The organism is Haloferula sp. (genome assembly GCF_049672945.1).
Taxonomy (GTDB): Bacteria; Verrucomicrobiota; Verrucomicrobiia; order Verrucomicrobiales; family Akkermansiaceae; genus Haloferula.
Map to the genome: position 1 here is coordinate 13,986 of NZ_JBATWY010000249.1, position 18,777 is coordinate 32,762.

The 18,777-nt window shown below is 59.4% G+C and carries 17 protein-coding genes; 7 read left to right on the plus strand and 10 right to left on the minus strand.

Annotated features, from left to right (window positions below; genetic code table 11):
• Positions 1–128: 128 nt before the first annotated feature.
• Positions 129–2,294: a transglutaminase domain-containing protein gene (locus WBG04_RS21660; protein WP_424316915.1), complete on the plus strand. Its 2,166-nt coding sequence runs from the start codon at positions 129–131 to the stop codon at positions 2,292–2,294.
• A gap of 15 nt (positions 2,295–2,309) precedes the next feature.
• Here the strand turns inward: WBG04_RS21660 and WBG04_RS21665 are convergent, their stop codons facing one another.
• Together WBG04_RS21665 and WBG04_RS21670 are read right to left on the minus strand one after the other, a co-directional pair.
• On the minus strand, positions 2,310–3,158 hold the full coding sequence (locus WBG04_RS21665) for a DUF1194 domain-containing protein (protein WP_424316917.1): 849 nt from the start codon (positions 3,156–3,158) through the stop codon (positions 2,310–2,312).
• Positions 3,159–3,238: 80 nt separating this feature from the next.
• A complete protein-coding gene (locus WBG04_RS21670) occupies positions 3,239–4,432 on the minus strand; it encodes a hypothetical protein (protein ID WP_424316919.1) in 1,194 nt (397 codons plus the stop codon).
• Between the two features lie 81 nt (positions 4,433–4,513).
• Between WBG04_RS21670 and WBG04_RS21675 the strand changes: the two genes are divergently transcribed.
• Positions 4,514–4,645 carry a hypothetical protein gene (locus tag WBG04_RS21675; RefSeq protein ID WP_424316921.1) on the plus strand — a complete coding sequence of 44 codons (132 nt, stop codon included), beginning with the start codon at positions 4,514–4,516 and terminating at the stop codon, positions 4,643–4,645.
• Positions 4,646–4,710: 65 nt separating this feature from the next.
• Positions 4,711–5,346, plus strand: a complete 636-nt coding sequence (locus WBG04_RS21680) for an HAD family hydrolase (RefSeq protein WP_424316923.1) — start codon at positions 4,711–4,713, stop codon at positions 5,344–5,346.
• Between the two features lie 189 nt (positions 5,347–5,535).
• Here WBG04_RS21680 and WBG04_RS21685 read toward each other — a convergent pair whose 3' ends face one another.
• The 6 genes from WBG04_RS21685 to rmuC form a co-directional block, all read right to left on the minus strand.
• The gene (locus tag WBG04_RS21685) at positions 5,536–6,051 is read right to left on the minus strand and encodes an NlpC/P60 family protein (RefSeq protein WP_424316925.1); all 516 of its coding nucleotides are present in this window, start codon (positions 6,049–6,051) and stop codon (positions 5,536–5,538) included.
• Positions 6,052–6,106: 55 nt separating this feature from the next.
• Positions 6,107–6,685, minus strand: coding sequence for a hypothetical protein (locus WBG04_RS21690; RefSeq protein ID WP_424316926.1), 579 nt, complete (start codon positions 6,683–6,685; stop codon positions 6,107–6,109).
• A complete protein-coding gene (locus tag WBG04_RS21695; protein WP_424316928.1) occupies positions 6,682–7,089 on the minus strand; it encodes a hypothetical protein in 408 nt (135 codons plus the stop codon). The genes WBG04_RS21690 and WBG04_RS21695 overlap by 4 nt, the downstream gene beginning before the upstream one ends.
• Positions 7,086–8,789, minus strand: coding sequence for a DUF3592 domain-containing protein (locus WBG04_RS21700; protein WP_424316930.1), 1,704 nt, complete (start codon positions 8,787–8,789; stop codon positions 7,086–7,088). The genes WBG04_RS21695 and WBG04_RS21700 overlap by 4 nt, the downstream gene beginning before the upstream one ends.
• 96 nt (positions 8,790–8,885) lie before the next feature.
• On the minus strand, positions 8,886–9,251 hold the full coding sequence (locus tag WBG04_RS21705) for a Dabb family protein (protein ID WP_424316932.1): 366 nt from the start codon (positions 9,249–9,251) through the stop codon (positions 8,886–8,888).
• A gap of 61 nt (positions 9,252–9,312) precedes the next feature.
• On the minus strand, positions 9,313–10,785 hold the full coding sequence (gene rmuC, locus WBG04_RS21710; protein ID WP_424316935.1) for a DNA recombination protein RmuC: 1,473 nt from the start codon (positions 10,783–10,785) through the stop codon (positions 9,313–9,315).
• 111 nt (positions 10,786–10,896) lie between these two features.
• Between rmuC and WBG04_RS21715 the strand changes: the two genes are divergently transcribed.
• Both WBG04_RS21715 and WBG04_RS21720 read left to right on the plus strand, forming a co-directional pair.
• A complete protein-coding gene (locus tag WBG04_RS21715) occupies positions 10,897–11,517 on the plus strand; it encodes a superoxide dismutase (RefSeq protein ID WP_424316937.1) in 621 nt (206 codons plus the stop codon).
• Positions 11,518–11,688: 171 nt separating this feature from the next.
• Positions 11,689–12,900, plus strand: coding sequence for a hypothetical protein (locus WBG04_RS21720; RefSeq protein WP_424316939.1), 1,212 nt, complete (start codon positions 11,689–11,691; stop codon positions 12,898–12,900).
• Positions 12,901–12,927: 27 nt separating this feature from the next.
• Here the strand turns inward: WBG04_RS21720 and WBG04_RS21725 are convergent, their stop codons facing one another.
• Both WBG04_RS21725 and WBG04_RS21730 read right to left on the minus strand, forming a co-directional pair.
• Entirely contained in the window at positions 12,928–14,685 is a 1,758-nt protein-coding gene (locus WBG04_RS21725) for a chloride channel protein (protein ID WP_424316940.1), read from the minus strand.
• Positions 14,686–15,023: 338 nt separating this feature from the next.
• Positions 15,024–16,286, minus strand: a complete 1,263-nt coding sequence (locus WBG04_RS21730; RefSeq protein ID WP_424316942.1) for a Gfo/Idh/MocA family oxidoreductase — start codon at positions 16,284–16,286, stop codon at positions 15,024–15,026.
• 166 nt (positions 16,287–16,452) lie between these two features.
• Between WBG04_RS21730 and WBG04_RS21735 the strand changes: the two genes are divergently transcribed.
• Together WBG04_RS21735 and WBG04_RS21740 are read left to right on the plus strand one after the other, a co-directional pair.
• Entirely contained in the window at positions 16,453–17,604 is a 1,152-nt protein-coding gene (locus tag WBG04_RS21735) for a formylglycine-generating enzyme family protein (protein ID WP_424316944.1), read from the plus strand.
• 9 nt (positions 17,605–17,613) lie between these two features.
• Positions 17,614–18,777, plus strand: a 1,164-nt coding sequence (locus WBG04_RS21740; protein ID WP_424316946.1) for a hypothetical protein, incomplete at its 3' end; no start/stop codon positions are given.

Here is an 18,777-nt window from a genome sequence, read left to right on the forward strand (position 1 = left end):
CGCCTTGAAAGGCGCTGACAAGAAACTAAGTGCCAGCGCATGTCACAGCCCCCTCTTCGGAAAAGAGACTACCCGCCGAAACCGATTCGGACTCGCCGATCCCCATCAGCCACCTATCATCACGACCGATGCGATCAGCCATTACCTGCCTCTTCATCACCGGAATCGCCATCTCGGCAGCGAGTGATGGCTTGGTCGATTACGCGGCCGGGAAGCACGGAGACTTCGGAGAAAAAGCTGCCCGCTTTCTCGTCGAACACATGCCGGAACAGGACAGGGGAACCCTCGACGAATCGTTCCTCCGCGAAAACCTCGATCTCGCGCTCGAAGCCCGCAGCCGCTTCCCATGGGCGAAGGAGGTGCCCGACGAGATCTTTTTCAACGACGTCCTGCCCTACGCGGTTCTCGATGAAACCCGTGATCCTTGGCGCGCCGATTTTCTGGCCATGGCCACGCCGATGGTCAAGGACGCCAAGACCGCAACAGAGGCCGTTCAGATTCTCAACCGCGATTTCTTCAAGCGGATCAAAACGCACTATCATCAGCAACGCCGGAAACCGAATCAGAGCCCGAAGGAATCCATCGAACAGGGCCGCGCCACCTGCACCGGACTTTCGATCATTCTCGTCGACGCCTGCCGAGCCATCGGCATCCCGGCTCGAGCCGTCGGCACTCCTATGTGGAGCAACGGTCGAGGCAACCATACCTGGGTCGAAATCTGGGATGGCGACTGGCACTTCACCGGCGCGGATGAATACGTCGCCGAGGGCCTCAATCGCGGCTGGTTCACGGGCGATGCAGGCAAGGCGGATGCCAACAATCCCCTACACGCCATCTACGCCAGTTCCTGGAAACGCGACGGCCTGTCCTTCCCCCTCGTCTGGGCACCCGAGAACCAGCAGGTCGGTGCAGTCAACGTCACTCATCGCTACGCCGAACAAGGCCCGCAGGAAAACTTCCTCGGCCTGCGTTTCTTCCATGACGGGGAACGGCAGCAAGTTCCCGGCCTGCTGATCGCTGAAGATGGCACGACGCAGAGCTTCATCACCAAAGCCGGCACCTCGGACCTCAACGACATGCCACGCCTCAAAGTCAATCCGCAGGAAAACTACCGTCTGCGGCTCCTGGTTCTCGACGAATTCCTCGAAGCCAAACCCTTCACCGCATCGGTCGGCGAATCAACCCTCGACATGAACAAGGCCGAGCTCGAAGCCGTCGCGGCAGATCGCGCATTGACCGAAGAAGATGCCGCGGAGCTCGTCGAGCTTGTCCAACTCGAATTCGTCGCGCGCGAGCAGGTGGCCCGCCAGCTTGAGCTCAAGGAGAAGTCCATCACCCATGACAACAAGACCCTGAAATGGCTTGAGAAGACCTTCGGCGAAGCGCCGAACGACGGCCGAAGCCTATGGATCTCGATGCACGGAGGGGGAGGCGCCCCGGCACGAGTCAACGACCAGCAATGGAAGAATCAAATCCAACTCTATCAGCCCGAAGAAGGCATCTATGTCGCGCCACGGGCCCCCACCGACACCTGGAACCTTTGGCACGAAGCCCACATCGACCCGCTCTTCGACCGCCTGATCGAGAACATGATCGCACTGCGTGGGGTGAATCCGGACAAGGTCTACCTCATGGGCTACTCTGCCGGTGGTGATGGCGTCTGGCAGCTCGCCCCACGCATGGCCGACCGTTTCGCCGCTGCCTCGATGATGGCCGGCCATCCGAACGAGTCTTCCCTGCTCGGTCTGCGCAACCTTCCCTTCGCCATCTTCATGGGCGGTGCCGACAGTGCCTATGACCGCAACAAGATTGCCGCCCAAAAATCGGCCGAGCTCGAAAAACTTCATCAGGCCGACCCTACTGGATACACCCACCTCACCCGCATCTACGAAGGCCTCCCTCATTGGATGAACCGCAAGGACGCCGAAGCCCTCCCGTGGATGGCCCAATTCACCCGCAATCCATGGCCAGAGAAAATCGTCTGGTTTCAGGACGACGTCACCCATGAGCGCCTGTACTGGCTGCAGCTTCCCAAAGGGACCGCGGAAAAAGGCCAACAGTTCCATGCTTCCGTAGAAGCTCAGACGATCACCCTCGAAGGCCCCTTTCCGAAAGGAACCCAACTGCTTCTCCACGACTCCTTCATCGATCTCGACCAGCCAATCTTCGTCAAGCTCAACGATCAGGACCCACAGCGGCATGAAGTCCACCGCTCCATCGAAGTCATCCGCGAATCGCTATCTGATCGACTCGATCCCCGCAGTTGCCCTACGGCAAGCATCACTCTCGATTGAACTGAGCGAACTCACTCAATCACGACGACGCCTGAGCAGGAAAAAACCGGCAGAGGAGAGCGCGATCACCAACGATGATGGCTCGGGGATCGCGGAAACGGACATGCTGGCACCCGTCTGAACCGTCACGGTGATTCCGTCCGCGATGTTCGAAGCAAGCACGCCTCCCGTCTCCGAGGTGCCACTCGTTGGTTCCACTCCTTCAATCGTGCTGCCGATGACATTCTGCTCGTAGTAGCCTTCCGAAATCCCTCCAAAGAATCCAAGCGATGTGGAGTTCACCAGATCGACTCCCGAGTTCAGCGCGTTGGCACTGGCGGCCGCCGTCTCGGTGGCATCAAACGGAAAGGGAATCCCCGACGCCGCCACTTCAATGATCTGAACCGAACTCTCAAAGCCATTGTCAGCACCACCGGTCTCCGTGCCAAAAGTCGGCGTCGCGGCTGCCAAGGCTGCCGTCGAATCCGAGAATCCAAATGAGAATGGTCGGTTCACATTCGTGACAAGGCCGGCAAAGACATCGGCATCCGAAGAACTGCCAATCGACATCCACGGAATGCCCACCTGCTGGACGTTGGAATTTCCATAAAACATCATCGATACCGCGATGCGACCCGTGTTCCCGGACTGAATGGAATCAAGAACCTGGGAACTGCTGAAAGCCGCAGCATAGCTGTCCATCAGGTCACTGAACTGCACGTTCGAAAGACCAGGAATGGAGACATCGACGAGTAAGAGAAGTTCGCTATCGACCTCCAAGGCATGGAGATTCGACGAAACGAGGATCGCACCGCCTAACGACAATAGGCGGCTCGAGCGCAAAGCCGTGGACGCGGCTCTGCCAAGTGGGACTGGGTGGGACATGGCTGGTGGGGTGAAGGTCCTTAATAAAGCCTAAGTTTTTAGAAAAGTAAACCTTTTCTAAAAAAATCTGCTCCGACCCACTATCCCGCCACCCTTGGGTTTCCCCGAAAAGCATTGAAAATCCAGGCTTTCGCCGCCTTCCAGCCCTTGGCGAGCGAGTGATCGCGCGCCTCTCGAAAACTCAGAATTTCCACAATGGCCTCCTCCCGACCCCGATATCGAGGCAGCAGCAGCAGCTGTTTTTCCTCACCGCTGAAGACGGCTGGGGAAATCAGACCCTTGGCAATGTGGCGCTCACCTTCCGGCAAGGGCACCACGGTTTCAGGCATCAGAAGGAAGCGACGATAGCGGAATTCCAGGTTCCCGTTCGCCCCCGCCACCAGCCGCCCGCCCGTTCGCGAAGGAAGCCCACCCGTTTCCCCCAAGGTAAAAACATGAGGGCTCTCCGGAGTCGCGGTCTTCTCCGCCCTCCACGGCAACAACACATCGCCGGCAAAGCGGGTACCAAAGATCATCAGACGCAGCGCCGACGGCGCGAGCCATGCCGCGATCAAAATCAGAATCACGCAGAAGGCCGCGCCCAGCCACGGGGCGATCAGATACATCACCCCCACCGCAATCAGCACCCCAAAGCGCGCGAGCTTCAGCATGCTGTCGACCAGCGAGAAGGGCGACAGGATGATCAAGACGTTGATCGCGTGGCTGCACACAAAGACCAGGGCGAAGGCCAGAATCGACATCGGCACCATAAACCACGAGGGGTCAATCGCCGCCATCATCTCATGCCCCACCATCCCGGCCGGAACTTCCACCTTCTCCATGCCCTCGGACATCTCACGCGCCACCAAGGGCACGAAGGCGGCACTGGCCACCAGCGCGCTCGCTTTGTTTTCGAAAAGCTCCGCCATGTCGAAGGGCTTCTTGAGGATCCCCGGTGCCGCCGCTCCCAGGGTGTCCTTGAGAAAGATCATCGCCAGTAAGGCAAAACCCGTTCCCCAAGCCCAGGGCTGACAATACCAGGGAAGATCATCGCGAATCGACGCATCGGCCTGAAAATACTGATACGCCCCCACGCCCGACACACCGAGCAGCGGCGAAATCGCGACGCCCGTGATCTCCGTGATGCCCTGGGCCAAAGCCACTCCCGGCAGATGGTTTTCCGTCACCGAAATCGGTGCCGCCTCCTCTTCCGCAGCCAGCGGCGCAAGCAGTCCGGCCAGGGTCGCCAAAAGGATCATCAAAAGTTTCATCGGCTCAAGTTGGCTAGGTTTCATCAGAGGATCGAGTTTCGATCCAAATACTCGTCCCATCATCCAGTTTTTCGCGAGTGCTGCCATTCCGATTCTCAGCCGATTTTGGATCGCCTCATCGAATACTCCCTCGCCATTCCGACCAGAAGCCCAACCTTCGAAACCTACGAGAACGACCCGGCTGAAGTCCCTGAGCACGAGCTCGTCACCCTGGTCGGCTTTCCTATGAAAACCTGACCAGACTACCCGCCACCGAACGCTTCAGCCTTGCACCTTCAGCCTTCCACCCCCATCCACCGCGCATGGAATTCTCCGCCGTGTTGTTCGATTTTGATGGCGTCCTCGTCGATACCGAATGGGCCATCTACGAGGCCTGGCAACGCACCTTCCGCGCCCATGGCCACGATCTCCCGCTCGAAATCTACACCCGTTGCATCGGCTCGGATTTCGATACCTGGTCACCGAAAACCCACCTCGAGGATCTCACCGGATCATCCTTCGACTGGCACCAGCTCGACGAGAGCCGCCAGGTCGAGATCCGCCGCGACCTCGAGCAAGCCGGACCCATGGCCGGCGTCATCCCACTACTCGACAAACTCAAATCCCAAGGCGTCCGGATCGGCGTCGTCTCCAGCTCGAACCACAGCTGGGTCGATGGCTGGCTGGAGAAACTACGGCTGATGCCGTACTTTGAAACCATCGTCTGCCGTGGCGACGCCCCGCGCATCAAACCCGCACCCGACCTCTGGCTCGAAGCCCTCCGTCGCCTCGACCTTCCTGCCTCCGAAGTGCTTGTCTTCGAAGACTCGTTGAATGGCGTCAAATCCGCCAAGGAAGCCGGACTTACAGTCTACGCCGTACCCAATCGCACCACAGCCGGTCTCGACTTCTCCATCGCCGACAAGGTCTTGAGCTCGCTCGAATCCTTCGATCTCTAATCGAACGACGATAGGTGCCGCGAGCCTCTCGGGATCAGGATTCAGGGGCAAGGGATCAAAAAGGCAAAAAGGCATCCATCGAGCAAACGTGCCTTTCTAGTCCCTCTTCCCTGAATCCTGATCCCCAAAGCCCCAGGCAAGCAGCGGCTTCCAGCACTTTCCAAACTTCAATTTTGATCCTTCGAAGATCTAGAAACCCGGCGGATGCCTCATGACATGTCCTCTTCCGGGACGCGTCTTCGTCAGCCAGCGCGGACCACTTCGGTTCGACCCCCAACCGGTATCGAAACGCAATCCGGCAATCGTCATGAAGACATGGCCCTTGCGAACGTAGATCGTGATCCACTTTCCGGCACCACGCTTGCCGTAGTTGAAGAAGCCACTCGAAGTCAGATGGCTGCTCATCAATCCCGCCTCACGCAGGACATAGGAAACCGCGCCGGAACAATCGTAGCCGTCGTCATTCAGACGCGCATGGCCGCCACCCCATTTGTACGGTTTGCCCTGCAGCCGGTTGGCAGCCTGGATCGCGCGCTGGACGGCCCTCGGCGCGCTCTTCGGCGCATAAGCCAGACCATCGACCAGCTTGGCGGTCTCGCCGTGCTGGAAGCTGTAGGATACCTGATGCCGTGCCTTGATCTGGCGGCCGCATGAGGGAAGCCCGAGGGAGGCGAGGGAAAGCAGCAGCCAGTCGCGACGTTTCATGCCGGCGGAGGCTATCAAAAGAGCTACGGATAATCAAAATATTTTAAAAAGTTAATTACTTCCCGGAGGCAGCGGCGAGGTCGAAGCACTCCAGCCACAATTCCCGCAGATTCCCCTTCTGGCCCTGAAATCGGCGATCCAGGCTCCCATCGAGTCGACGCCTCCACTCCGGAGAAATCCGCTCAAGTAACTCGCCCGCAAGTGCCGGATTGGAGCGCAATCGCAGCAACTCCCGATGCCCTCCTTTTCGATGTCGGGCAAAAAGGCATCCACCTGCCTCCTTCGAAGCCCGGGTCAGCTCACGCCGCTCCCACCAACTCAGATGCTCGTCGCCATCGACCAAAAGAAAGACCCCTTCACAAGAATCCAGAATCACCCGATCAGCCGCCGAGATCCGCCTCTTTTGATCATTGAAGAAAAGACGCTCGACCCGGCCTTTTCCAACAAGTCGCCTCGCCATCGCATCGAGGAAGCTCGTCTTGCCCGCCCCATGTTGGCCCGTCACGCAGGCGCGGAAACCGAGTTGCGCCCACCCTTGCTCGATCACCTCCCACGAAGTTCCAATCAAGTGGGGATCAAATTCCAGCAGCCGTTCCACGCGACTGGTAGCGAAGGGATTGGCGGCCGCATTCATCTCTCCTTCATTCTGATGCCTCTGCCTTTGCTCTTCGGTTCCTTCACTTCACCCAATTGCCGCACCACCCCATCGGGCGACATCACGAACTCCACCAACGCACAGCCCTCGTCCTGATCGTCCACCAGCTCCACCGCCCACGAGACGCTGATCAACTGGCCATCAAAGCTCCACGGCAGCTCGGGCAGCCTCATTGAAAACATGGCGGTCCCCGCCGGATTCAGGAGCACCGGTTCCGTGGTCACCACATGAACTTCCTCCGTCCCCCGCCCCCGAGTCATCCAGAAAACCCTCAATTCCAAAGACGGAGGCCTCTCAGATCGTTGCCACTGCACCTTGCCATGGAGCGTCCCCAAAGGCTTCACAAACTCACTCGCCAATTCGATTTTCGCGCTTTCCATCATGCTTTGAATTCGGCCGGGTTCCCCACTTCCAATTCATGCTCGTCGCTCACGTCGGGGCGCCACGGCACATCCGCCACCAAACGAATAAACCATCGGATCTTGTTGTGCTCACCCTTGAAGCCCGGCACCCCATCCTCCGGAATCACCAAATTGCAAGCACCAGACGGCATCATCAGCGGCGTCTCCGTTTCGAAAAGATTCGCCTCATGAAAAACCGATGTCGCCGTCGAGGTTCTCGTACCCCGCCGATACGTCGCTTCCTCCTGTCCAACGAGCCAGATCGAAAACTTCCGCGGTCGCCCACTCCCGCCCGTTCGCTTCCACGAGAGCCTGACCCGGTCGCCCGGAGCCAGCGCCCCATCGCCCCAGTCCAAGTCGTAGACCGGTGAAAAAATTGCCATCAAACGATAAGGCACATGCACGATCAAAAAGAGACCGATCAACACGAAGGGGATCAGGAAGATCGTCAGGAACCACTCGCCGTCGCCCCGCTGCCAGGACTTCCACGCAATCCCCACGAAGATCGACACGATCCCGTTCCAAAACAGCGCCATGAACAGCGCCGCCACAAAGGCCCATACTCTCCGTCGACGGGAACTCGTCCGCTGCGGCGTCTCAATCAATCGCGTCTCCTGCTCCTGCCGCAAACGCCGACCTTCAGAACGTGCCGACTCCTCCTTCTTCGGCTTGCGCACCAAGGTGTAGTAGAGCCCGCCAAAACCCACCGCCAGGAACGGCAGGGGAAACAGCACGAACAATCCGGCCCAACCCACCTCGCGTTTCGCCACCGCCCGCCACGGCTCATCAGGATTGACGAAGCAGACAAAGGTCGCGCCGCGTGGATGGGCCCGGACCACCTCCTGCTTGCCGCTCCGACCACTCGAGCTCCCACCCACCACATTCCACCGGTTCGATCGGTATTCTTTCCCGTCGAACTGATACTTGTAGAAAACATCCACACTGTAGGTCGTTCCATCATCACTCGAATGCGAAAGCACCCGACTCCAAATCACTTCCGCCGGCGTCTCCACCCAACTCTTCATCTGGAGATACGCCTTCGCCTTGGGCACCACCAAACCCATCAAAATGCCCAAACCTGCCACGGCAAAGATTCCAAAAAAGCCCAAGCCCAGCACACCACCCAGCTCGGCCTTCTTCCCTCCCGAAACCGATTTCGCCGACTTCGCCAATTTTACCGACTTTCTATCTTTGATCGCGCCAATGATCATCCCGATCCCGACCATCACGAACACCCCCCCAAAGACGGCAAAGAAGAGGCCACCCCAGATCCCTTCCTGATCCACCAGCAGGACCGCTTCCTCCGGCTGATCCGGATTCACCCGACAGCTGGCCTGCTGATTCGACCCCATCTCCTCCCTGATCTCCGCCAGATCCTCATACTCCTCAACCCCCTCCTTCTCCCGCCAGAGCTTCGTTCCTACCTGCTCCTTTCCGCCGTATTGAAAACGGAAAAGCACATCCGGACGAAACGGAGGATCCTTCTTTTTCGATGCCTTAATCTCGAATCGCTCGATCTGGCAAGGCACCTCATCCCATCCCTGCACCTTCCCCTCACCCACCGACTCGCGGACTCCCAGCACGACAAAGACCGAGCTGAAAAGAGTCCAGAGAATCCCGAAAACCAAGAGACACCCGGACCCGTTGGATTCCTGCTTGGTCGATGTCGCACGTTTCAGCACGGACCTCCTCTAGCAGAAAAGGGCAGGCTCGCGCTGCTCCAAAATCACCTCACTGTTTGGAACCCTGACCATTCTGACGAACGACGGACCCACCATTCACTTCGCCACATAGTCGATCACCAGCACGTCTTCGAGTGACGGCTTGAGAATCGTAACGAAGTCCTTGTGCGCCTGGTGAGGTAGATAAACTTCAAGCCCCGCCTTGTCCTTGAAGGTCACGAGAAAGCAATGGGTAAAGCCCTTCGCCTTGCCTTCCGGGCTGACATTCGTTCCCCACTCGAAATCCTGAATCGCCTCGATTTGATCAGGCAGGGCCGCGAAGGCCTTCTCGATTTTGGTGATGTCTTCAGCAGTGGCATCTTCCTTGAAACTCAGAAGAACAACGTGTCGGAATTCGGAATCGGCCATGGCAAGCGTGTTGAGAAAAAGGAACGAAACGAGGGCAGCAAGGGTTTTCATCATGGCTTCAGTCTGGCGAATCCCGTTCCCACGTCAATGACGGCCACGATCTGAATTGTCGCCATCACCCTTCTCCGAGGGCCGACCGCAAAGCGTCCGCGGCAGAAACCGCCTTCTTCTTCGTATCGGGATCGAGCTTCTCCTCCGCAGCCTGCACCAGCGGCAAGCGCGCCACCTTCTCGACCGGAACGATGTCTGCCAGGTTCTTCTCTTCCGCGACCACCTCCAGATCCTCGAACTTCCGCGCCGTTGTCAGCACCCGCGTTTCATAAGACGCGATCGCCGAGTTGTAGTGACCCACGGCATGATCAAGCGATTTGCCCAGCCTGATGAAATGCTCGGCAAGCGTGGAAAGACGCTCGTGCATCGTCTTGCCTAACAGCGAGATCTCCTTCGCGTTCTCCGCCAGCGTTTCCTGACGCCAACCGTACGCCACCGCCTTCAGCAGCGCGATCAGCGTCGTCGGTGTGGCAAGGATCACATTGTTCTCCACTCCACGCTCGATCAAACCCGGATCGCTGTGCAGCGCCGCCGAAAAGAAGGCCTCACTCGGCAGAAACAGCACCGTGAACTCCGGAGCGGCATCGAACTGCGCGGTGTAGTTCTTCGACGAAAGCTGGCTGATGTGCGTCCGCACCTGCCGCGCATGACGGCTCATCGCTTCAGCCCGTTCCGCATCATCATTCGTGTCAATCGCATCCAGATAAGCATCCATCGGCGTCTTGGAATCGACCACAATCGTCTTTCCTCCCGGCAAGCTCACGACAAGATCCGGACGCAGCCTTTTCCCCTCATCCGTCGTGCTGGTCGTCTGCGTGGTGAAATCGCAGTGCTCCTGCATGCCGGCCATTTCCACCACGCGGCGAAGCTGCATTTCCCCCCACTGACCACGACCCGTCGGCTGGCGCAGCGCCTTGACCAGCTGTCCGGTTTCACGCTGCAGCCCGAGTTGGGCCTCCGCCATCTGTTTGACCTGCTCCTTGAGCTCGCTGTAGGCCCCCACCCGCGCCTTCTCGATCTCGCCGATCCGCCCTTCGAACTTGCCCAGCGTTTCCGTGACTGGCTTGACCATCTGCTCGATCGCCGTCCGCCGCTTCTCCAGCTCGCCCCTCGCCTCATCCTGCTGAGCCTGAAAGGATTGCCTCGCGACTTTATAAAATTGATCGGTCGAAGCCTTCAGCGCATCGGCCGAAAGCGCTTTGAAAGTGTCGGAAAGTCGTTCTTCCGCCCGATCGAGCAGCGCTTGCTTCTCCTTCGCCGCTTTGGCTTCTTCTTCGAGACGCGCCGTCAGCGAAGCCAGTTTCTCCCGCAGCCCCGACGCCTCCCGCTCCTCCTGTTGCTGGGCACCAGTCGCATGCGCCAGCCGCGCCTCGAAATCCGTCACCCGCCTCGACTCCGCCTTCAGCTGCTCCTCCAAGCGACTCCGCACCGGCCTCCCCGAAAGCCAGGTAATCAGCCAGCCGACCAGCAGGCCGACCAGCGCGGCGATGATCCAGGGCAGGTGGGGGGCGAGGTCTTCGGATGTCAATGCGAGCATGGTGGGATTGTTCCTTGCAGACCGCCGGGTCCGGGCCATCGTGGCGCGGGGCAATCGCCCGACTGGACTAAAGGTCGCGGCCCCCAAACGCAAACCAAACCAATCCCCATCATGCCACATTCCGTACCTGACCTCGGCTACGCCTTCGACGCGCTCGAACCCCACATCGATGCGAAGACCATGGAGATCCACCATGACAAGCATCACGCCGCCTACGTCGGCAAACTCAACGACGCCCTCGCTGGCACCGGCCTTGAAGACAAAAGTATCTGCGAACTCGTCGCTGACCTCTCCGCCGTGCCCGAAGGCATTCGCGGCGCCGTTCGTAACAACGGTGGCGGCCACGCCAACCACAGCTTCTTCTGGAAGGTCATCGCCCCCGGCGGTGCCTCCGCTCCCTCCGGTGAACTCGCCGCAGCCATCGACAAGGCCTTCGGCTCATTCGACTCCTTCAAGGAAGCCTTCGCCAACGCAGGCATGACCCGCTTCGGCTCCGGCTGGGCCTGGCTGGTGAAAAAGGACGACGGCAGCGTCGCCGTCTGCTCGACCGCCAATCAGGACACCCCCTGCATGGGTGAAGCCATCGCCGGCTGTTCCGGTAAGCCGCTTCTCGGACTCGACGTCTGGGAGCACGCCTACTACCTCAACTACCAGAACCGCCGCCCGGACTACATCGCCGCCTTCTGGAACGTCGTGAACTGGGACGTCGTCGCCGAAAACTTCGCTGGCTGAGTCCGCAAACTTTCGGATTTCAAAGTAGGCCGCCGGATTCGCTCCGGCGGCCTTTTTGATGTCCCCCCAGCCCTTTGAGCGCTAACCCTCCAACAGGGTGATGAACTCACATCTCGAAAATCCGTGCGCCAACTACGGTGCCGGCGCAGAACAATCCGCGGGCCTCACGGCATGAAGCGCAGCCTGATCCATCTTGCGGCCATGGTGCTTCTCGTCGCCGCCTGCATTGCAATCTGGCATTGGCGCTTCGTTATCGAGCCCGGCGTGCTTCCCGAGACCCGACTGTCGGATCCACTCGTCGGATGGAAGAGCCGGGCAAGCCAAACCCACCAGATCGAGACTCAGAACGGCAAACCGGTCCTCATCCTCGAACGTGCCAGCACAGCGGAAAAAACCGAAGGTGTTCACGTCTGGTTCGACGACCTCCAGAACATTGAATACATCCACATCCGCTGCACAGCCCGCTGGCAAGACGTCGAACTCGGCAATCAAACCTTCATGAAGGCCCGCATGGCTGCCTTCATGAAGGACTCCAGCGGAAATAAATCCCACCCCGCCGGCGGCTGCGAGGTCTTCGCCGGCTGGGGGAACTCCGAATGGAAAAGCTTCGAAGTCGTTCAAGAGCTCACATCAGACATGCAGGCCTACGGTCTCGCGATCGAGATGCTCGGAAACTCCGGGCGACTCGAAGTCCGCGACCTTTCCATACATGCCGTCCGCCAACGAGGCTGGATTCCCGCAGCAACGGCGTTCATCGTACTTGGCTGGATCGGACTCTGCTTCAGTCTGATTCGGAGCCATCCGACTGGACCATCACGGGGAAGGTCGCTGGCAGGAGCGACCGTCTTGGTCATCTCCGCTTGGTTCCTTGTGTTTCCGCAAACCAAGGTCTTCCTGCGCCCACTTCCCCATCACTTCGCCGTCGGGCAAACCATGCCATCCGCTGAATCCTCAGCTCAGGACCCCTCCTCACCAATATCTAACAGAACCACCCGGGATCTTCCGAATCGTGCCTCCTCAGAAACTCCCCGCTTCCCTGTCCCAGCTGAACAGAAGGCTAAAAACGAAACCCGCGACTCAGGAGCCTTCCACCGCTTTCTCCGCGAAATCGACAAGCGTTTCGGCCCCGCCCATGTGGTGCTCTTCACGGGCTTCACCCTGATCTTCTTCGCCGCAACGGGCCGCGGTTCCCTGTGGCCCTTCCCCCTCACCCTGGCCATGCTCGCCGAGGTCATCCCGGAACTCACCGACCACCTCGGAGGATGGGACGACTGGGTTGACCTGGCTTCCAATCTCGCCGGCGTTGGGATCGCCGTTCTCCTGTGGTCACGCCTTCCAATCCTGCGGCGCCTTCATAACCCGCCAGCCAGTAAAAACTCCTGAGCTTCAGGCTGACCCATTTCCCCAAAATCACCCCTCCACCGCATTCTGCTGGCGCGCGATGTCGTTCAAGGTCAGCCAGCCAATCAGCTTCTTCGGATCCGCCGGACTCACCACCGGCACTTGCTGGAAATCCCGCGCAATCATCCGGTTTGCCGCGTCGCGAATGGAGGTATCCGTCGTTACCGAAAGCATCTGCTGATCGGTCAAGAGCTCACCCACCGTCATCGTCTCCGCCGATTCCGCCAACTCGTGACCCGTGATCACACCCGCGAGCCGACCTCCTTCATCGATCACGGGATAAGCATGGAAACGCTTCCGCTCACTCGCGATCCGCTTCATCGCTGAGGCCAGTGTTTCGCCCGCTTCAAGCGTGAAAATCTCATGAGTCATGATCGATTGCACCGGAAGCTTGCGGTAATCCTGCGCCCCGCGATAAGCCGGCAGCTTCCTCAAAGTCACCCCATCCTGCAGCAGCAGCGCATTGTAAATGCTGACCGGTTGCAGCCGCTTCGCAATCCGCCACGCAAGCATGTTCCCCGCCATCAACGGCAGGATCAGCGAGTAGTTGCCGGTCATTTCAAAAATGATGATCAGCGAAGTAAAAGGACATCGCACCACCGCGGCGAACATCGCACCCATTCCCAACAAAACACATCCTCCGATCACCTTGGTGTCGGTTGGGAACGCAGGAATCCACTCACCGAGATGATGAATGTTTGCCAAACCCCCACCGACAAGCGCTCCCAGCATCCCACCCAGGAACAAGGTCGGAGAAAACAATCCACCGGAACCACCCGTCGCGTAATTCAGAATCACGGCGAGGAACTTCATCACGAACAAAACCGCGATGATCTTCATCGTCAGATTGTTTTCGAAAGCCGCTTCGAGACTGTCATAACCGATGCTGAACACCGAATTCTGGGCGTCGCCCATCTCGCGGGTCAGAAAGTAGGCCCCCATGCCAAGAATCCCGCACGACAGCCCACCCGTCGCCGGTCGGATCCACATCGGCAGCCAGCGCCGCGTCTTGAACCATCCACGAAATCCCAGCGTGCAGCGCACAAAAAGATGCCCGATCAAGCCCGCCGCCACTCCCAGCGGCAGGGCCACCAGCATCCACGCCGATGTCTTGTAATCGACCGCGATCTTCGCCGTGATCACCGGATCCTCGCCTAACAGCGTCCTCGAAACCGCCGCCGCCACCACCACCGCCACCACCATCCCGCCAAGCGCCTTCATCGAAAAGTTGTCGAGCAACTCTTCAAACACAAAAGTCAGCGCCGACAGCGGCGCGTTGAAGGCCGCCGCGATTCCCGCCGCCATGCCGACCGGAGCCATCGACTGCACCCGCGCCGGATCACGAAAGGCCCAGCGGCCGATCCGGGAAGTAATCGCCGTGCTGATGTGAACCGTCGGTCCCTCCCGACCCAGACTATTTCCCAGACCCACATACAAGGCCCCCAGCACGAAGCGCCACACGCCCGTTCGCGAGGAAATCTTCCCCCCTTGATTGTAGTACGCCGCCTTGGTTTGTGGGATGCCGCTTCCCGCCGCGTTCGGGGCGAAAAACTGCACCCCGATCCCCACCAACAGCCCTGCCAAAGTCGGCGCGATCAGCATCATGGCAATGAACTCGACAGGCTCCCGATTCGACGCCTCATGCCACAGCCACTCGAAGAGATGGTGAATCGCCAGATGAAAAAGCACCGCCACCAAACCGCACAGCAAACCTCCCAGCATGCACAGGGCCACGAAACGCTGATCGTCGCTCAGCCGGTTCCGCATCCAATCGGGCAAGCTTCTCTTCGGTTTTTCATCCATCCGCCGAGCGCCGCGATATCACGACAGCCGGGAAATGGCTAGGCAGGAGCGGAACGGATTTTGGAACGACGGAGCAAGGAGTGGCGCGTTACCACGCGCCATGGGTGGGCAAGGCGGCTTTCCAGCCGCGCTTGGAGAAGCGACGCCCCCGTCGCTCAAAGGATGAACTCATATTCAACACTGGTGTGGCCCATCAAAAACCAAACCCTACGGCATGAAGAGTTCGAAGACCCACCCTCCAAGCAATAGCCCATCCAACAACAAACAGACCCCCGCGTTGCGGTACGCGGGCGTGCCACCTCCTATAACTTCCAAGGCCCCCGCATCGGCTGATTCACCAAGGCCGTCGCCTCCGCATCGTCAAAGGTGAGCGTCTCGGGGTCAAAATTCAGATTCTTGTTCAGCCGATGCGCGATGATCCCCAGATTCACCATCGTCGACGACCAGAAGCCGTTTTCTTCATTCAGCGCGAACTTCTTCCGCGTGCGCACCGTTTCATGGAAATCCGTGATCATCGGCGGCAACTTCGGCAGTTCCCGAATCTTTTTCCTCAAGTCCGGAATGTCGGATTCGTAGTTCTTGAAGACCTTTCCTTTCGGCCCTTCGATGTAGGCGGCCTGCTTGTCGCGGTTCTCACCATCAAGCACGATCTGGCAGCCGTCCGCATAGGTGAAGGTGATCCGACGCCAGGTGCCGACCGCATCCGCATCCTGCGGATCGGCATCGATCTCCACACCAATGGGGGCCGTTTCATCTTTCTCTAACAGATACTGAACGGGATCCAAATAGTGCTGACCCATGTCTCCCAATCCACCGCCATCATAGTCCCAGTAACCCCGGAAGGTCTGGTGCACACGGTGCGCGTTGTAGGGCTTGCGAGGCGCTGGACCGAGCCAGGCGTCGTAGTCGAGTTCTTCAGGAATCGGTTGCTCCTGGAGGTTCGTCTTTCCGACCCAGAAGAATTTCCAATCAAAGCCTGTCACTCCGGAAACGGTGACCTTCAGCGGCCAACCGAGGATCCGGCTCGATGTGATCCTCTTGAGGAGCTCCGTCCGCATGCCGGATCCGTACAGCGTATCCTTGAACCGAAACCAGGTATTGAGCCGCACCATGCGCTGGTATTTCTCCGCCGCCTTCACCATCGCCGCCCCCTCGCCGATCGTCCGGCTCATCGGCTTTTCGGTCCACAAATCCTTGCCCGCCTTCATCGCATCAATCGCCATCAAGGCATGCCAGTGCGGCGGTGTGCATATGTGGACGATGTCAATGTCCTCACGAGCAATCAGCTCGCGGTAGTCATGGTAGGGCGTCACCCCGTTCTTCTCACCATTGCAGTCGGCCATCCGCTGGGCCAGGTGCTTGCTGTCCACATCGCACAGCGAAAGCAGCCGACCCGGCATCTTCAAATGCGCCGCACTGATCCCACCACAGCCAATGATCCCGCGGGTCAGCTCCTCGGAGGGAGGCGTCTGCCCATTGAGCCCGAGCACCCGGCTGGGTACGATCTGAATCGTCGCATAAGCAGCAAGGCTTTTGAGGGTTTGGCGGCGCGTCAGGGGCTTCATGGGTGCAAACGTATACGATTTCGTGCCCGAAATCATTCAATCATGTCCGCAGAAGCACTTTTTGCAGCTCAGGCACCACCGAACACGGAGTCGTGCCAGCCCAAAGCACGCCAACGTTTCCCCCTTTCCCATTCCAGGTCACTGCGGCAATCTCGCCGCGTCGACGATGAAACGCCTCCTCCTTCTTTCGCTCGCCCTCTTCTCCTGCAGGGATGCCAAGGAAGAGCGCAAGCTCACCGACCGAGGAAAACGCATCCTCTCCTATCAGCTGGAGGAGAAGAATCCGACGACTCCCCGCAAAGATACGCCACCCGCCATCTCAACAGGGCCCGAGCCGGAAGTTGAATTACCAGAATCACCGTATTTCAAGGTCACCGAGCGGATCCATGCCCTGATTACCGCCGGGGAATCCCACCCGGTCATGGAACCCTACACCGAATCAGTGCCGCTCGCGGGCGACACGGACTTCGAGATGCTTCCCGTCATGGGCGGCACTCTACCCGCCACCAATCCACCGCTCGAAATCGCCCCCTTCTGGATCGGTAAGCACGAGGTGACCTGGGACCTCTTTCGACCCTTCATGGAGAACGGAATCCCGCGCAACTGGGACGGCAGCCCCAACCGCGACGGAAACTCCGGCACAACCGAGCCTCCTGAAATTCAAAAAGGAAAATCCCTCGCCGACATCGTTTCCCAGCCACCACCGCCCTACGACGCCCGACACTTCGAGATGGGCGAAGGCTATGCCGCCGGCTGGCCGGCCATCGCAATGTCGCAGCACGCAGCCAGCAAGTTCTGCGAGTGGCTGAGCGCCCAAACCGGCCACTACTACCGCCTGCCAACGGAAGCCGAGTGGGAATTCGCCTGCCGCGCCGGCACGACGACCACCTACTCATTCGGCGATGATCCGGCCAAACTCGGCGACCACGCCTGGAACTACGATAACTCTAGTTTTTCCTATCAAAAGGTCGGCACCAGGAAGCCAAACCCCTGGGGTATCCACGACATGCACGGCAACGTCGCCGAGTGGTGCCTCGCCAGCAACTTCCGGAGCGTCGGCATTCCTGTCGATGGATCTTACCAGCGCGTTGTCCGCGGCGGCAGCTACCGCGACAGGAACCCCTCGGAAACGATGCGCTCCGACGCCCGCATCGTCTCGGACCCCTCATGGAACGCCAGCGACCCTCGAAATCCGAAGTCCATCTGGTATCTCTCCAACAACGAATGGGTCGGCTTTCGAATCGTCCGGCCACTGGACATCCCTGATGTGGAAACCATGCACGCCCATTGGAACAGCGCTTCCGTTGCGTCCGAATAACACGCAGCCATGCCCGCCGAACCCTCATCCACCGAAGCCGTCGCCGAGGACTACTCCCAACAGCCGCGGACCTTCAAACTCGAGCTTGCGCGCTCCCTGCCACAGGGATTCGTCGAAACCGCCTTCAGCACCTTCGCCGTCTACATCGCGATCCGCTACTTCGACCTCTCGGCATGGAAAAAGGGCGCGATCATCGCTTCCGGCAGTGCCGGTCTGCTGCTCAGTCTCTTCATCGTCCAGTTCATCCGCCGCCACGGCTACTCCGTCAACAAGGTCGCCGCGGTGCTTTGGTGCGTCTCCTCGACCGCTTTCGTCGTCGCCGCTTTTTCTCAGAACAACGCCACGACCTTCTTTGCCGGCACAAGCATTGCCTACCTCTCACTCGCCTCGGCTTCGCCACTGATGGCGCAGATCTACCGCAAGCACTACTCCAACGAAAAGCGCGGCCACCTCTTCTCCCTCGCAGCCCTGACCCGCGCCTGTGTCGCCGCCTTGTTCGGCTGGCTCGGCGGACTGTGGATCGAGCGTCAGGGCTTTTCTCCCCTCTACTTCGGCTATGCCACCGGCTGCCTGCTGATGGCCCTCTGTGTGGTCTCGATGGCCCCCGTCCACCTGCGAAAGTCCAATCGCATCGAGTGGTTCAATGCCTTCAGCCATGTCGGCGAAAATCCCGCGTTCAAGAAGTTGCTGATCGTCTGGATGCTGCTCGGTCTCGGCAACCTCATCGGCTGGTCGCTGTTCGTCGAATACATCGGCAATCCCCGCTACGGATATGGTTTCGGAGCCGACAAGGTCGGGCTCATCACCAGCACCATCCCGATGCTCGCCTTCATCGTCTGCGTCGTCCCCTGGGGATCGATCTTCGATCGCATGCCCTTCTACCGCGTCCGTGCCACCGTCAACCTGTTCTTCCTTGCCGGCATCCTCGTCTATTACCTCGGTGGAAATATGGTCGGCTTGTGCATCGGCATCGCCCTCCATGGCGTGGCACGCGCCGGAGGAAACATCATCTGGTCCCTCTGGACCACCCGCTTCGCACCCGCCGACAAAGTCATCGAATACCAGAGCGTGCACTCCTTCCTAACAGGAGTGCGCGGCGTCTTCGCCCCCCTGATCGCCTTTACCGCCGCCAACTACCTGGGCCCCGCCTGGGTCGCCTGGGCATCCGCCATC

Bases quoted from the DNA above. Each gene is read 5' to 3' on its own strand.
- WBG04_RS21660 (WP_424316915.1), top strand. From the start codon at position 129: ATGCGATCAGCCATTACCTGCCTCTTCATCACCGGAATCGCCATCTCG.
- WBG04_RS21665 (WP_424316917.1), bottom strand. From the start codon at position 3,158: ATGTCCCACCCAGTCCCACTTGGCAGAGCCGCGTCCACGGCTTTGCGC.
- WBG04_RS21670 (WP_424316919.1), bottom strand. From the start codon at position 4,432: ATGAAACCTAGCCAACTTGAGCCGATGAAACTTTTGATGATCCTTTTG.
- WBG04_RS21680 (WP_424316923.1), top strand. From the start codon at position 4,711: ATGGAATTCTCCGCCGTGTTGTTCGATTTTGATGGCGTCCTCGTCGAT.
- WBG04_RS21685 (WP_424316925.1), bottom strand. From the start codon at position 6,051: ATGAAACGTCGCGACTGGCTGCTGCTTTCCCTCGCCTCCCTCGGGCTT.
- WBG04_RS21690 (WP_424316926.1), bottom strand. From the start codon at position 6,685: ATGAATGCGGCCGCCAATCCCTTCGCTACCAGTCGCGTGGAACGGCTG.
- WBG04_RS21695 (WP_424316928.1), bottom strand. From the start codon at position 7,089: ATGATGGAAAGCGCGAAAATCGAATTGGCGAGTGAGTTTGTGAAGCCT.
- WBG04_RS21705 (WP_424316932.1), bottom strand. From the start codon at position 9,251: ATGATGAAAACCCTTGCTGCCCTCGTTTCGTTCCTTTTTCTCAACACG.
- rmuC (WP_424316935.1), bottom strand. From the start codon at position 10,785: ATGCTCGCATTGACATCCGAAGACCTCGCCCCCCACCTGCCCTGGATC.
- WBG04_RS21715 (WP_424316937.1), top strand. From the start codon at position 10,897: ATGCCACATTCCGTACCTGACCTCGGCTACGCCTTCGACGCGCTCGAA.
- WBG04_RS21720 (WP_424316939.1), top strand. From the start codon at position 11,689: ATGAAGCGCAGCCTGATCCATCTTGCGGCCATGGTGCTTCTCGTCGCC.
- WBG04_RS21725 (WP_424316940.1), bottom strand. From the start codon at position 14,685: ATGCGGAACCGGCTGAGCGACGATCAGCGTTTCGTGGCCCTGTGCATG.
- WBG04_RS21730 (WP_424316942.1), bottom strand. From the start codon at position 16,286: ATGAAGCCCCTGACGCGCCGCCAAACCCTCAAAAGCCTTGCTGCTTAT.
- WBG04_RS21735 (WP_424316944.1), top strand. From the start codon at position 16,453: ATGAAACGCCTCCTCCTTCTTTCGCTCGCCCTCTTCTCCTGCAGGGAT.